The sequence below is a fragment of the Kitasatospora sp. CB02891 genome, assembly GCF_002803145.1.
Lineage (GTDB): Bacteria > Actinomycetota > Actinomycetes > Streptomycetales > Streptomycetaceae > Kitasatospora > Kitasatospora griseola.
On the sequence record NZ_NNBO01000002.1, the window covers coordinates 252,694 to 266,898 of the forward strand.

A 14,205-nucleotide genomic window follows, 5' to 3' on the forward strand; every position below is an offset into this window, starting at 1 on the left:
GACTTTGCGACGGCAACTGCCGCTAAAACAAAGCTAGTTGGGGGAGCTTCAGAGTCGGTACGAGTGCGGTTCAGGGCCGGTACAGCCGGTGCTTCACCAGTCGGCGCGGTCGCCGATCAACCGCTGCACCTCGGCCAGCAGCCGTACCGCCCGGTCGCGTTCCTCGGCGGCCGGCACGGTCGCGGAGCTGTCCACGGCCACCCGCAGGGCCACGGCAGCCTGGCGGGCGAACAGGGCCAGCAGCTCCAGTTCCGGCAGGCCGGCCCTGGTGGGGCCCGGGGCCGGGTCCAGGACTTCCAGAACGCCGAGCACCCGGTCGTCGTGGACGAGCGGGGCGGCCATCAGCGCGTCCGGCACGTAACCGGTGGACTCGGCGGTCTCGTGGTCGAAGGTCGCGCTGCGGCGCAGGTCGTCGACGATCATCGGCTCGCCCGAGCCGGCCACCCAGCCGGCGATGCCCTGGCCGGCCGGGAAGCGGCGGCCGATCAGGAACTCCTGCCCCTGGCCGGACACCGCCTGGAAGACCAGCTCGAAGGACTGGTGGTCGAGCAGCATGATCGAGCCGGCCTGGGCGCCGAAGATGGCGCGGGCCACATCGACCACCGACTGCAGGAGCTCCGCCACCACCGGATCGGTCGACGGCGCGGCGGGGGCGGTTGGCTGGGTCATCTCGACCACGGTCCCTTTCTCACGACGTGCGGGCCGGCGCTCACCGGGAACCGCCGACATGGACGTTCGCTGCGGACAGGTACAGGGCGTGCTTCAGCTGGAACGGCGTCAGCCGCGGCCGCTCGGAGAGGATCCGCGCGCACAGGCCCGCGACGAACGGCGTCGCGTAGCTGTTGCCACTGCTGCGCAGGGTGGCGCCGCCGAGCCACGCCACCTCGACGTCGACGCCGGGGCCGAAGAACTCCACCGGCGGTTCCGGGTTGTACAGGTGCATGTCGGGATCGGACACCGGATGGCTGCCCACCGAGACCACCGAGGAGAACCGCCAAGGGAAGCTCTCCACCTGGGTGTTGTGGGCGGAGGCGACGACCACGCTGCTCCCGAAGTACGCCTCGTCGGCCAGTGCGTGCAGGTCCTCGAAGTACCGGGTGCGGGTGGTGGACAGACTCAGGTTGATCACCTCGAAGCCCTGCCGGATCGCCCAGCGCAGCCCCGCCAGCAGCACGTCGCCGCGGCCGGTGAACCGCTCGCCGAGGACCCGGACGCTGTGCAGCTCGCAGTCCGGCGCGACCCGCCGGACGATGCCCGCGCAGGCCGTGCCGTGGCCGCACAGGTCGCCCGGATCATCGGCCTTCAGCGGATCGACCCGGATCGCCCCGTTCTCGTCCCTGCGCACCACGTGCGCACTCGCCACCCCGCCGACCAGCGGATGGCTGCCGTCCACCCCCGAGTCGACCACGCAGACCCGCACGCCCCGCCCCGAGCCGCCGACGAGGGCGCCCGGGGTGGGGCGGTCGGGGAGGGCGTCCGCCTCCGTCCGGACGTCCTCGGGCGTCCTGCCGGTGAGGCGCCAGGTCAGGCCGCGCGGGGGCGCGGCGTCGGGCAGGGTCGTCATCAGGAGACTGCCTCTCTGCGGGGGTGGTGGTCGGCCAGGGCCTCGGCGAGCCGCACGCCCGGGCCGTGCCCCTTGGCCCTGAAGCGGCCGGCGGCCGCGGCGGCGGCCAGGGCGCGCTCCCGTTCCAGGCCGAGCAGTGCGGCGGTGCGGGCCAGGTCGGCGGCGGCCAGGCCCTGGAGGATCGGCGAGTCCGTCCGGCCGGCCTCGGCGACCGCGCCGCGGGCCAGTTTCAGCGCCGCGTCCCGGTCGCGGCCGGTGGCCGCCAGCCGGGCCAGCAGGCCGTCGCGTTCCGCCACCGCCGCGAACGACAGCCGCTCGCCGGTGCGGGCCCGCTCCTCCTCCAGCGCGGCCAGCGCGGCCCGGGCCGGCGCCCGCTCGCCCAGGTCCAGGCGCAGGCGCGCCGTGTCGAGCAGCGCACCGCTCAGCAGGGCGCCCCCGCCCAGCTCCCGGGCGGCCGCGGCCGCCGCGGTCAGCAGCGCCAGCGCCTCCCGGGGCCGTCCGCCGAGCGCGGCCACCGTCGCGCCGAACAGCGGCAGGAACGCCGCCGCCTCCGCGTAGCCCAGGCGCTCGGCGTGGTGCCCGGCCTCCGCCAGGCAGGCCGCCGCGCCGGCCTCGTCGTCGCCGAGCGCCAGCAGCACCGCCAGCGGGCAGTTCAGCGTCACCCGCACCGCCCGGCGGCCGCGGCCCTGCGCCGCCAGCAGCTCCCGGCAGCGGGCCACCGCGGCCGGCGCCGGGACGGGGCCGCGCCACAGCGACACGCCGATCGCGCCCAGGGCCGACGCCCGCTCCTGCTCGCCGTCGGAGCGCTCCGCGTGCCGCAGCGCCCGGGCCAGCAGCCGGGTCGCCGCCGCGTGCCGCCCGTCGGTCTGCTCCTGCTGGGCGAGCCGCAGGCAGGCCCGGGCCTGGCCCGACTGGTCGCCGGCCCGTTCGAACACCGGCAGGGTCTGCCGGGCCACCGGCGCGGGCGCCTGCTGCTGGCCGACGGCGGCCAGGCTGAGCCGGGCGTGCGCCGCCTCCACCGGGTCCTCGGCGCTCGCGCCGACCTCGGCGAGCAGTGCCCGGCCGGGCTCGATCCGGCCCAGCGCGAGCAGCGCCTCGCCGAGCCGCCGGGCGGCCGGGAGCCGGCCGTCCTCGCCCGGGCGCAGCAGGCCGGTGGCCCGGGTCAGCAGGTCGACCGCCCAGCCGGGGTCGGTGCGGGCCGCCGCCCGCGCGCCCGCCTCGGCCAGCGACGAGGCGGCCGCCCGCCGCAGGCCCTCGGTGCGCGCCCCGGTCAGGCCCAGCTCGGCCCGGTAGCCGTGGGCGCGCTCCAGGTGGCCGCCGAGGGCCGCCGGTCCGGCGGCGCGCACCGAACGCAGCGCCGCCGCCCGTTCGTGCCGCTCGGCCCGCCCCTGCTTGGACAGGCACTCGTACGCGACCTCCTGCACCACGCCGCTGGCGAACCGGAACGAGGCGCCGTCCGGCACCACCAGCCGGTGCCGGACGAGGCGCCGCAGCGCCGCCGACAGGTCCGGCCCGCCGGTGTCGAGCGCGGCCAGCTCGGCGGCGGCGAACTCCCGGCCCAGCACGCACGCCAGGTCGACGGCCCGCCGCTCGGCCGGGTCCAGCGCGTCCAGCCGGGCCCCGATCAGGGTCTGCAGGGTCAGCGGCACCCCGTCGCCGCCCGCGCCCGCCGGGGCCGCAAGCAGCTGCTCCAGGTGCAGCGGATTGCCGCCGGCCCGCTCCAGCAGGTGCGCGGGCGGGGCGTCGGAGAGCGCCCGGGCGAGGCGCAGCGCCTGCGCGTCGGGCAGTCCGCCGAGGGTCAGCACCCGGTGCGCGCCGGCCGGGCGGACGTCCAGCAGTTCGGGGCGGCCCAGCACGGCGACCAGCACGGGCGCGTCGGCGAGGGCGGCGACCACCCGGTCCAGCAGGTCGAGCAGCAGCGGGGCCGCCCAGTGCGCGTCGTCGACCACCAGCACCACGGGCGCCGGGTCGGCCAGCGCGGCGAGCACCTCGACCAGCGCCGCGCCGGTGTCCTCCAGCGACGGGGTGGGCGTGCCGTCGGCCAGCAGGCCCTGGGCGAGGACGTCCAGGCCGGGCGGGTGCGGACGGTCGGGCGACCTGGCGAGCAGCGAGGTGACGGCGTCCGCCAGCGGCTGGAGGCCGGCCCGCTCGCCGGGCGGGCGGCAGCGGCCCGCGCCGAACCGCCTCGCGCCGGCGCTCCCCAGCCAGTGGCGCAGCAGCCGGGTCTTGCCCTGGCCGGGTTCGCCGCCGAGCACCAGCATCCGGGCCGAGCGGCGCTCCGCAGCCGTGGTGAACTCCCGCTCCAGCAAGGAGAGTTCGGGCTTCCGCCCGACGAACGGCGGGTCGACCCGGAGGCTGTCGGGCATGCCGCGGTCCAGGCCGAGCAGCCGGTGTGCGGTCACCGCCTGCGCCTTGCCCTTGAGCTGCAGCGGCCCGACCTCGGCGGTCCGCACGCCCGGGCCGGCCGCCCGCAGGGTGTCGGGGCCGATCAGCGCCTCGCCCGGGGCGGCGTTCTGCTCCAACCGGGCGGCGACGTTCACCACCTCGCCGGAGACCAGCGCCTGCCGCGCCGACGCGTCCGAACCGGTCACCACCCGGCCGGTGTTGACCCCGATCCTGATGGCCAGTCGGATGCCCAGCTCGGCGTCCAGCTCCTCGTTGAGGGCCCGCAGCGCCGCCAGCATGCCGAGCGCCGCCGCCACCGCCCGCCGGGCGTCGTCCTCGCGGACGGCCGGCACGCCGAACACCGCCATCACCGCGTCCCCGATGAACTTCTCCACCGTCCCGCCGTGCTCCTCGATCGCCGCCCGCATCGCGTCGAAGTACCGCAGCGTCACCCCGCGCAGTGCCTCCGGGTCGAGGGTCCCGGACAGCTCGGTGGAGCCGACCAGGTCGCAGAACAGCACGGTGACGATCTTGCGGCCGGCGGTGGTGGGGCCGCGCAGCTCGGCTCGCGCGGTCCCGCACGCCGCGCAGAACCTGGCCTCGGCGGGGAGCGGACGGCGGCAGCCCGGGCAGCGGTCGCCGGCCGGGCCCGGATCGGCGCCGAACGCGTCAGAAGAGAGCACCGCCCGCCACCTCCGCATGCCCCTGGACCTCCGGCCCGGCCTCCTCCAGCCGTCCCTTGAGGTCGGCCAGCAGGGCCAGTTCCTGATCGGTGAGCGAACGGAGCACGGCGTGCTGCTCCTCGGTGAGGCCGCTCAGGTCGAACCCGGCGGCGGTCAGCGCGGCCAGGGCCGGGCCGGGGTCGGCGCCGTTGGTGCGGTCGGTGCGGTCGGTGCGGTCGGTGCGGTCGGTGCGGTGGTCGGTCATCGCTGTCCTCCGGTGTCCGCGGCGAGCTGATGGAAGAGCCGGGCGAGGATGCCCGCGGTGTGCAGGGCGCTGACGGCGACCTCGGTCTGCTGGTCGGACGTCAACGGCAGCCGGTCGAGCTGGCGTTCGATCTCGGCCAGGTGCTCGGTGTCCAGGTGGGCGTGATCGCGCACGGTGCGGAACGCGGCCGCGGGCAACCCCGTCCGGGCGGCCAGCGCCCCCGCCAGCACGGGCGACGGCGCCTGGCCCTCAAGCACGGCCAGGTAGCCCAGCAGCGCGGCCGGATGCCGGTGCGCGATCCGGTAGTACTGCGCGCCCGCCAACTCCACCACCAGCGGCGGCGCCAACGGGCGCTCCGGCCCCACCGGCTCCCCGGCCGCGACCAGATCCGCCAACAGCCAGGCGTCGTGGCCCCGTTCCTCCTTCGCGTGCTCCGTGAAGTACGCGGCCAGTGACGGCGCCCACGGGTCGTCCAGCCGCGCGCAGGCCGCCGCGGCGCACTCCAGCAGCGGGACGGACGCGGTGGTCAGCGCGTGCATCGCCCAGAGGTAGCGGAGGTAGCGCCTCGTCAGATCGCCGTCCGGACGCCACAGGTGGGCGCTCGCCCGGTGCAGGGCGGGCGTGGCCAGGGCGAGACGCGCGTTCAACGCACGGGAGAACGGGATGCTCACGGGGTGCCCCCGGGGCGGGTCCGCGGCCCGTGCGGGGGCGGAACGCTCATGCCGTCCCCCCGGGTCGGACCAGGTGGGCGTACGGGGCGCAGCCGTGGCGGCGCAGCAGGGCGGCGGGGCCCTGGGCGCGCAGGCGGGCGGCCGAGAGCTGGTCCAGCAGGCGGCCGGCCGCGCCCGCGGCGGCGGCGTCGTCCGGGCCCGGCTGCTGCGGGAGGGCGCGGCAGCCGGCGCAGTAGCCGCCCGGGGCCGGGCCGGCGCCGCTGCGGACGCGCAGCCGGTCCGGGCCGAGGGTGCGGATGAGGCGCAGCCGGGGCGAGTCCAGGGTGCGGCGGCGGACGGTCGGCCAGTCGTCCTCGGCGATGTGGCCGAGCGTCAGGTGCGGTGGGGCGGGCCGGACGTCCACGGTGCGCTGGTTGCAGCAGGCGAGCACCGTGCCGTCCGGGGCGACGGTGGGCCACGCGGCCATCGCGCACGGCCCGCCCGGGCCGGTCGCCGTCCGGCCGGTGGTGGCGCGGCCGACCGCGCGCACCTCGTTGACCAGCATCGGCACCCGGTCGCCGAACTCCCGGAGCACCGCGGCCGTCGCGTCCGCGAGGTACGGGTCGTCGGGGCCGGCGCCGGTCAGGTGCAGGCTGACGGGGACGCCCGCGTCCAGCGCCTGCGCCAGCACCCGGAACACGTCGGCGCGCGGCACCTCGCGTTCGTGCGGGGCGTCCAGGCTGGCGGAGAAGTGGTCGAGCGCGGTGATCGTCCGCAGGATCGGCGCGGGGATCCGCCCGCCGCCGCGGGCGAAGAACAGCCCGCTCAGCAGCGAGACCCGCGCCCCGGCGTCCTGCGCGGCGCGCGTCAGGTCGTACGCCAGGCCCGGCAGCAGCAGTGGCTCGCCGCCGGTCAGCAGGACCACGTCCGGCCGCGACCCGGGTGTGAACGAGCGGACGAAGCGCAGCAGTTGGGTGCGGCGTTCGCGGTCCGGGTGGTCGGGGGAGTCCATCGACGAGTCGGTCGAGCAGTGCGCACACGCCAGTGGGCACCGCCGGGTCAGTGCGACCAGCAGGCCGCCGGCGGGCTCGGGCCGCAGGTCGAGGATCTCCGACAGCTCCACGTCCGTCCCCTCCGTCCGAGCGAGTGTCAACTGGACTGTGGGGGGCGGCGGTTGCGGGCCGGTACAGGAACGCCTAAGTCGCGGTACAACGGGCGGGCGCCGGGCCGGTCCCGGATGGTGGATCACGGTCCGCACCGCCGGGGGAGTCCCGTTCAGGTCCACCGCCCCGGCCGGCGGGGCGTCAGCCGGTGGGCGGGCGGCGCCCACCGGGGGTGACCAGGCCCGTCTCGTAGGCGATGACGACCATCTGGGCCCGGTCGTGGGCGTGGAGCTTGGCCAGCAGCCGCCGGACATGCGTCTTGACGGTCGCGATGCTCAGCCCCAGCTGCTCGGCGATCGCGGGGTTGGGCAGTCCCCGGGCCACCAGGCGGAGGACCTCCCGTTCCCGCGGGGTCACGCCCGCCAGCTCCCGGGCGAGTCGCGGGCGCGGCTCGTGGCGTCCGGCGAACTCGCCGATCAGACGGCGGGTGACCGCGGGCGCGAGCAGGGCGTCGCCGGCGGCGACCACCCGCAGGGCGGTCAGCAGGTCGGCGGGGAGGATGTCCTTCAGGAGGAATCCGCTGGCCCCGCCGCGGAGTGCCGCGTACACGTACTCGTCCAGGTCGAACGTGGTGAGGACCAGCACACGGGTGCCGACGGCGTCCGGGTCCGCGCAGATGCGCCGGGTGGCCTCCAGACCGTCGGTGCCCGGCATCCGGATGTCCATCAGCACGATGTCGGGCCGCAGCCGCAGGGCGAGTTCGACGGCCTGCTCGCCGCTGACGGCCTCGCCCACGACGGTGAGGTCCGGCACGCTGTCGATGAGCAGGCGGAAGCCCGCCCGCAACAGCGCCTGGTCGTCGGCGACGAGGATTCGGACCGGCCGGTTCACCGTGCTGCCTCCGATCCGCAGGGCAGCCGCGCATGCACCCGGAACCCGCCCGTCGCCAGGGGGCCGGCGGAGAGGGTCCCGCCGCACGTGGCCGCCCGCTCCCGCATCCCGACGAGTCCGTGCCCGCCGCCGGGCCGCCGGGACGGGGTCCGGGACGGGGTCCGGGCCGGCGCGTCGTTGACGACCTCGATCTCGACCGCCCCGGGATCCGTCCGGGACAGGTGCACCCGGCAGTCCGCCGATCCCGCGTGCCTGACGACATTGGTGAGGGCCTCCTGAACGATCCGGTAGACCGCCAGCTCCACACCCGGGGGGAGCGGCGGGCCCGGGTCGACGGACAGCTCCACGCGCGGGCCCGCGCCGTTCGCGAGCGCGGGCAGGTCCGCCAGCCCGGGGGCGGACCCCAACTCGGCCCCGTCACCGGGCGATCGCAGCACGCCGAGCATGCGGCGCATCTCGGTGAGCGCCGTCCGGCCCGCCGTCCCGACCAGGGCGAGGGTCCGCTCGGCCTCCTGCGGGTCGGCGGCGGCCACCGCACGGGCCACCTCGGCCCGTACCGCGATGACCGTCAGATGATGGGCCACCACGTCGTGGAGCTCGCGGGCGATCCGCAGGCGCTCGTCCGTCACGGCCTGCCGGGCGGCGAGTTCCGCGTACGACCGCTGCTCCCTCAGCGCGGTGCCCACCAGCCAGGGCAGGGTCATCATCACGGACGCGAAGACGACGTCCCCCGCGACCCCGGAGGCCGGGACCGGTCGCGGCACGAGGGCCATCGCCGCCGCGACGGCGCCCAGCGAGCAGCCGAGCGCCGTCGCGGACCGGCGCCGCGGTTCCCGCGCCGCCACCGTGTACAGGGCGACCCCGACGGGGATCCAGGACTCCTCCCAGCCGGTGAACGCCAGGGCGAGGACCGCCCCGGCCAGGACCGTGTACAGAACCCCGACGGGCCGTCTGCGCCGTACCGCGACCGGCAGCCAGACCACCGCCGCCACGGCTCCCGCGCCCCAGCCACCGCTCCGCGTCCCGCTCGCGCCGAACGCCAGGGCGAGGAGCACGGCCGCGACCGTGTCCACGCCGTGCCACTGCCCGTCCCGCAGACGTCCGGCCACCAGCGGCCGTGACTCCCCGTCGCCCATGCCGGCCACGCTATCCACGCGGGGGCCCGCGGCCCGTCAGCCCGGAGGACGTCATCCCGCGGGCCGAGTCATCCGCGCGGCCGATGCCCGCCGTACCCTCCTGGGCTGACACCGGGTTCGTCCCCGGGGGCGAAGCCGCCGGGCTCGTCGGCCGGAACAGTGGAGCGCATGAATCGGAGAACACTGCTGTCCTCGGGCACCGCACTGGCCGCCGCCATGATCCCGGGTCCGCTCGCGCCGGCGGCCGTCGCGCGACCGGGGCAGGAGGAACCCGTGCGGTTCCAACTGCCCGCCCCGAACGGACCGTACCCGCTGGGTACGGTCGCGCTGCACCTGGTCGACACCGCGCGGCCGGACCCCTGGGTGCCCTCCCGCCCCTGCCGTGAGCTGATGATCAGCATCTGGTACCCCGCCCGCGACTGCGCGGCCCGCCCCACGGCGCCCTGGCTGCCTCCGGCGGCGGCCGACCGGTACCTGAGCCTCCTCGGCCTGCCTCCCGGCCGGGTGCGACTGGGCGGCACCCACGGCCACGAGGGCGCTCCGGTCGGCGGCCCACCGGGCCCCCTGCCCGTCGTGCTCTACTCTCCCGGCGCCGACGCGTCGCGGTCGTTCGGCACCGGCGTCGTGGAGGACCTCGCCAGTCACGGCTTCCTGGTGGTCACCGTCGACCACACCTACGACGCGGCGGTGGTCGGCTTCCCCGGTGGACGCGTCGAGACGAATCCGCTGGGCGGGGTCAGCGACTACGCCAAGGCCCTCGAGGTCCGTACCGCCGACATCCGCTTCGTCCTGGACCGGCTCGCCGTCCTCCGCTCGGGCGGCCGGCCCGGCGTCGGCCGCACCCCGCTGCCCACCGGCCTGCGCGGGGCGCTCGACCTGCGGCGCGTCGGGATGCTCGGCCACTCCCTGGGCGGCGCCACCACCGCCGCGACGATGCTCGTCGACGGGCGGATCACGGCGGGGGCGAGCCTGGACGGGGGTGCGGCGGGCCCGGTGGTGGACGCCGGGCTCGACCGTCCGTTCCTGGTCGTGGACACCCTGGGCAAGGGCGGCATGGGGAGCAACCCCGCCCTGCGCGCGTTCTGGTCGCACCTGCGCGGCTGGCGCCTGCACCTGACCGTACGGGGAGCCGCGCACCAGTCGTTCGGCGACGACGTGCTGATCCTGCCGCTGCTCGCCCCGCTCCTGGGCAGGTCGCCGGCCGATCTGGAGGAGGACATCGGGACGATTCCCGGGCACCGGGCACAGGCGTTCCAACGCGCCTACCCGCGAGCCTTCTTCGACCTCCACCTCCGTGACCGGGGGCGGCTGCTCGACGGTCCCTCCCCCGACTTCCCCGAGGTCGACTACGCCCGGTGAACGCCCTGGCGCCGGTCCCGCCCGTCCGGGCTCCGCGGGTGCGACGTCAGGAGCGGGCGGGCAGTTTGTCGGGGGTGAAGAAGACCAGCCGGGCCAGCTTCTCGACCTGGGTGAACTCGGGATCGGTGGTCGCGGGCAGCAGGATCTCGTGGTGGAGGGTGAAGCCCGTCCGTTCCAGGCGGGCGAGGACCTTGGCGTTGCGGGCGTCCGGTTCACCCACGATGCGGGTGTGGCCCGTGAGCGCGTGTCCGAGGAGTTCGGGGAACAGCACGCTGGTGAAGCCCGCTTCCGCGGCGCCGGGGGTGGGGCCGAGGAGCAGGTGGATGCCGACGTCCCCGGGTTCGACGGGGTAGCACGCGCTGATGCGGTCGTCGGCCGGCTCGTAGGTGTGGAACAGCGCCACCGGGGTGTCGTCACGGTAGGCCAGGTGCGCCTGATGGGTGGGCAGGGCGTCCAAGTGGCGGTAGATGCCCAGGACCTGATCGCGGCTCAGTTCGCCCATGCCCCAGAAACTCGCCCGGGGCTCCGTGACCCACGCGTGGATCAGGTCCACGTCCGCCACCGGATCCACCGGACGCAGACGGACCGTCCCAAAACCGTCGACTGCCCGTTCGTAGACCCAACCGGTCCGTAACGCATCACCAGAAAGCATTTCTGCACACTATCGAAGACCGATGACCGCCGAGCAGGAATCGGCAGGACCCGAACCAGCCGCTGCCCGGCAGTCCCGTCGCCGCGTCCGCCTCGACCCGCGCCGTTCCGCCCGGCCGGCGCGGTCACGGCGCGGACGGGGCGTCAGGGCTGCAGGTGGGCGTGCAGGTGGGTGAGGCGGGGGAGGACGTAGTGGGCGGTGTGGGCGGAGACCTCTTCGGTGGGGCAGAGCAGGACGCCGGCCAGGATGAGGCGTTCGAGGGCGGCGAGGGCGGGGGCGGGGGGCAGGGTGAGGGCCCGGCAGGCGTGGCCGAGGTCGAAGGCGGGGGTCCAGGGGTGGTGGGAGAGCCGGGTGAGGGTGTGGCGCTGCTCGGGGTCGAGGGTGTGCCACTGGGTGTCGAGGCGGTCGCGGAGGCGGGTCTCGCCGACGGCGAGTTCGTCCAGGGCGCGGTGCGGGTCGGCGAGGCGGTCGGCGAACTCGGCGAGCGGCAGGTGGCGCAGGGCGGCGAGTTTGTAGCCGGCCAGGCGGACCGCGGCGGGGAGCAGCCCGCAGGCGGTGACGAGGCGTTCGGCGGCGGCGGGGGCGGCGTGCACCCGGTGGGCGCCGACCAGGAGCGACAGCAGGGCGAGGGCCTCGGGGGCGGTGAACGGAGCGAGGTCGATGCGGTGGGCGGCGCCGAGGCCGGGGAGCGCGGTGCGGCCGGTGACCAGGGCGGTGGCGGGGCCGTCGGGCGGGAGCAGGGCGCGGGCGGTGCGTTCGTCGGCGACGCCGTCGAGGACGACCAGCGCCCGGTGCTCGGCCAGCCACTCGCGCCAGCGGGCGTGCGTCCGGGCCGGGTCGGCGGGGTCGGCCGGCTGCGGCCGGTCGTCGGGGGTCAGCAGGCGGGCCAGGTCGGCGGCGACGGAGTGCGGCTCGCGGGGGTGGCCGGAGGCGTCGCCCAGGCGGACGAGGAGGCGGCCGTCGGGGAAGTCCTCGCGCAGCGCGTGGGCGGCGCGGATCGCCAGGGCGGTCTTTCCGACGCCGACCGGCCCGGTCAGCACCACGGGCCGTTCGGCGCGCCGCACCGCGTGGACCAGTTCGGCCGTCTCGGCCTCGCGGCCGGTGAACGCGGTGGTGTCCGGCGGCAGTACGGTCCGCCCGGTGCGGCGGGCGGGTCGCGGTGCGGGGCGGTCGGCGAGCAGTTCGCGGTGACAGGCCTCCAGCTCGGGGCCCGGTGACAGGCCCAGTTCGCGGGAGAGCTGCTGGCGGAGCTGGGCGAACGCGGCCAGGGCCTCGGCGCGCCGCCCGGCCCGGTGCAGGGCCAGCAGGTGGACGGCCTGCAGGCGTTCGCGCAGCGGGTGACGGTCCGCCAGATCGGCGAGCGTGTGGGCGACGGGGCCGGCGTGGCCGAGCCGCAGTTCCACCTCCGCCCAGTCCTCGACCGCGCCCAGGTAACGGGACGTCAGCCGTTCGGCGACGGCCCGCAGGACGGAGGAGTGGCGTAAGCCGGGCAGCGGCGGGCCGTCCCAGAGTCGCAGCGCCTCGCCGAGCAGCCCGGCGGCCTGTTCGTCCGCCTGCCGGGCCGCCGCCTCCCGGCCGGCCCGCACCAGGGCGTCGAACTGCTGGGTGTCCAACTCCTCGTCCGAGACCTGGAGTTCGTAGCCGCCGGGGCGGTGCACCAGGCGGTCCGCGCCGAGTGTCCCGCGCAGGCCGGAGACGTACACCTGGAGGTTCTTGCGGGCGGAGCGGGGCGGCTCGTCCTCCCAGACCGCCTCCGTCAGCAGGTCGGTGGAGAGCAGGGTGTTGGGGTGGCCGAGCAGGGCGGCCAGCACGGCCTGCTGCTTGAACGAGCCGAGGTGGAGCGGGCCGCGGTCGGTCTCGGCGGTGAGTTGCCCCAGCAGGCGGAACCGCAGCGCCGGGCGGGCGGCGACCGCGGTGGTGGGGACGGTGACGGAGCGGCCATTCAGGGCGGCGACCACGAAACCTCCTCGTGCGCACGGTGCACCGTTGCTGCGTGCGTCCATGACAGATCAGCCTGTCAGAGGGGTGCGGGCCCGGGATATCCCAGCTTTCTGGGATGCGGCGGGTCGGGTGGCCAGGCCAGCGCGAGCAGGGCGGCGTCGTCGTCGGCGCCGCCGGTGGCGAAGGCCCGGGCGTCCCGGTGCAGCCACGCCAGCAGGGGCGCGGGGTCGGGGCCGTCGGGGTGCGCCGCCAGGCGGGCGGCCAGCCGGGGGAGCAGCGGATAGAAGGAGCCGTCGGCGGCGCGGGCCTCGGTGAGGCCGTCGGTGTACAGCAGCAGGGTGTCCCCGGGGCGCAGCCGGACGGGGGGCGCGGGGTCGTCGGCGGGGAGCGGGAGCAGGCTGCTCAGGCCGAGCGGCGGCCGCGGGGAGACCGGGAGTTCGGTGACCGTCGTGCCGCGCAGGACCAGCGGCGGCGGGTGCCCGCAGGACAGTCCGTGGGCCGTTCCGTCGGCGGCGATCTCGACCAGGAAGGCGGTGCCGAACGCCTCGGAGTCGTTCAGGTGGCGGCGCAGGCTGGTGTCCATCCGGTCGGCGAGGTCGGCCAGCCGGGCGTGGTCCTGGGCGGCCTCGTGGAACGAGCCGAGGATGACGGCGGCCGTGGCGACGGCGTCCAGGCCCTTGCCGCGGACGTCGCCGATCAGGGCGCGGACGCCGTAGGCGGTGTCGGCCACCGCGTACAGGTCGCCGCCGACGCGGGCGTACTGGGCGGCGGCGCGGTAGGCCGCGGCGGTGCGGAACGGCCCGACGACGGGCGGGGGCGGGCGCAGGATCGCGCGCTGGGCGGCCTCGGCGACCGAGCTGATCTCCACCAGGTGCGCGGCCGCCTGCTCGCGGCGGTGCACCAGGTAGATGCCCAGCGCGGCGATGATGGCGATCACTCCGGTGGTGCCGGTCGCGGCGCCGACCCGGCCGGGTTCGTCCGGCACGAAGGCCCAGCGGGTGCCGATCGCCAGCACCGCCGACGCCACGATCATCGCCGGCGGGAAGGCCATCGAGACCAGGGCGGGCACCGCGACCACCACCGACGGGGTCTGCCAGCCGTCGGGCGCGAACTGCAGGCCCACCATCACGCAGTACATCAGGGCGGCCGTCCCCAGCGACACCGCCCGCCCCACCCGGCCGACCCCGTACCCCGCGCCGTCCGCCTCGCGGTCGCTCCGCACCCCGTGCTCCTCCCGCCCGCCCGCGCACCGCTGCGTGCACGACCGCCCGCATCCTCCCGCGCCGGAGGGGCCGGTGGGGGCGCGCCACACCGCTGCGCGGCCGAAGCCGACCGCGGGTCGGCCTGCGCGCGCGCCCGATCGCACCGCTGCCGGGCGGACCCGGCGGCGGAGTTCGGCGCGCGGTGCCGGTCCCGGCCGCGCGGCCACGAGTCCGCGAGCCTGTCGGCGCCGTGGTGACCGTCACGCCGCCGGTCGGCATGTTCCTGCCCGCCCGGCGGTACACCGTCGGGGACGCCGCCTCCGGCGGCCTCGACGGCCGACCCGGCGTCACCACCGCACCACGGCAAGGTCCGACGCACCTCTCCCCCCTCGTCA

General features: G+C 76.7%; 12 protein-coding genes. 1 reads left to right on the forward strand and 11 read right to left on the reverse strand.

The genetic code is table 11. The features are described 5' to 3' along the window. Positions 1 to 93 precede the first annotated feature (93 nt). The 8 genes from CG736_RS06515 to CG736_RS06555 form a co-directional block, all read right to left on the reverse strand. On the reverse strand, positions 94 to 669 hold the full coding sequence (locus CG736_RS06515; RefSeq protein WP_229847915.1) for a GAF domain-containing protein: 576 nt from the start codon (positions 667 to 669) through the stop codon (positions 94 to 96). A gap of 40 nt (positions 670 to 709) precedes the next feature. Beyond that, positions 710 to 1,564, reverse strand: coding sequence for a S8 family serine peptidase (locus CG736_RS06520; protein ID WP_100585209.1), 855 nt, complete (start codon positions 1,562 to 1,564; stop codon positions 710 to 712). Further along, on the reverse strand, positions 1,564 to 4,632 hold the full coding sequence (locus tag CG736_RS06525) for an adenylate/guanylate cyclase domain-containing protein (RefSeq protein WP_232733839.1): 3,069 nt from the start codon (positions 4,630 to 4,632) through the stop codon (positions 1,564 to 1,566). The genes CG736_RS06520 and CG736_RS06525 overlap by 1 nt, the downstream gene beginning before the upstream one ends. Further along, a complete protein-coding gene (locus CG736_RS06530; protein WP_232733840.1) occupies positions 4,619 to 4,876 on the reverse strand; it encodes an aroma-sacti cluster domain-containing protein in 258 nt (85 codons plus the stop codon). Before CG736_RS06530 ends, CG736_RS06525 begins: the two co-directional genes overlap by 14 nt. Beyond that, positions 4,873 to 5,547, reverse strand: coding sequence for an iron-containing redox enzyme family protein (locus CG736_RS06540; RefSeq protein ID WP_100585211.1), 675 nt, complete (start codon positions 5,545 to 5,547; stop codon positions 4,873 to 4,875). The genes CG736_RS06530 and CG736_RS06540 overlap by 4 nt, the downstream gene beginning before the upstream one ends. 46 nt (positions 5,548 to 5,593) lie before the next feature. Then, positions 5,594 to 6,649 carry a radical SAM protein gene (locus CG736_RS06545; RefSeq protein ID WP_100585212.1) on the reverse strand — a complete coding sequence of 352 codons (1,056 nt, stop codon included), beginning with the start codon at positions 6,647 to 6,649 and terminating at the stop codon, positions 5,594 to 5,596. A 181-nt stretch (positions 6,650 to 6,830) separates the two neighbouring features. After that, positions 6,831 to 7,520, reverse strand: coding sequence for a response regulator transcription factor (locus tag CG736_RS06550; RefSeq protein WP_100585213.1), 690 nt, complete (start codon positions 7,518 to 7,520; stop codon positions 6,831 to 6,833). Further along, a complete protein-coding gene (locus tag CG736_RS06555; RefSeq protein WP_100585214.1) occupies positions 7,517 to 8,656 on the reverse strand; it encodes a sensor histidine kinase in 1,140 nt (379 codons plus the stop codon). Before CG736_RS06555 ends, CG736_RS06550 begins: the two co-directional genes overlap by 4 nt. 168 nt (positions 8,657 to 8,824) lie before the next feature. Here CG736_RS06555 and CG736_RS06560 point away from each other — a divergent pair, with 168 nt between their 5' ends. Then, positions 8,825 to 10,015 carry a lipase gene (locus CG736_RS06560; RefSeq protein WP_100585215.1) on the forward strand — a complete coding sequence of 397 codons (1,191 nt, stop codon included), beginning with the start codon at positions 8,825 to 8,827 and terminating at the stop codon, positions 10,013 to 10,015. Positions 10,016 to 10,061: 46 nt separating this feature from the next. Here CG736_RS06560 and CG736_RS06565 read toward each other — a convergent pair whose 3' ends face one another. The 3 genes from CG736_RS06565 to CG736_RS06575 form a co-directional block, all read right to left on the reverse strand. Next, complete coding sequence (locus CG736_RS06565) at positions 10,062 to 10,577, reverse strand: GNAT family N-acetyltransferase (protein ID WP_157815447.1); 516 nt, start codon at positions 10,575 to 10,577, stop codon at positions 10,062 to 10,064. A 233-nt stretch (positions 10,578 to 10,810) separates the two neighbouring features. Then, on the reverse strand, positions 10,811 to 12,625 hold the full coding sequence (locus CG736_RS06570) for a BTAD domain-containing putative transcriptional regulator (RefSeq protein ID WP_255418988.1): 1,815 nt from the start codon (positions 12,623 to 12,625) through the stop codon (positions 10,811 to 10,813). A gap of 59 nt (positions 12,626 to 12,684) precedes the next feature. Further along, positions 12,685 to 13,830, reverse strand: a complete 1,146-nt coding sequence (locus CG736_RS06575; protein ID WP_232733841.1) for a PP2C family protein-serine/threonine phosphatase — start codon at positions 13,828 to 13,830, stop codon at positions 12,685 to 12,687. Positions 13,831 to 14,205 lie beyond the last annotated feature (375 nt).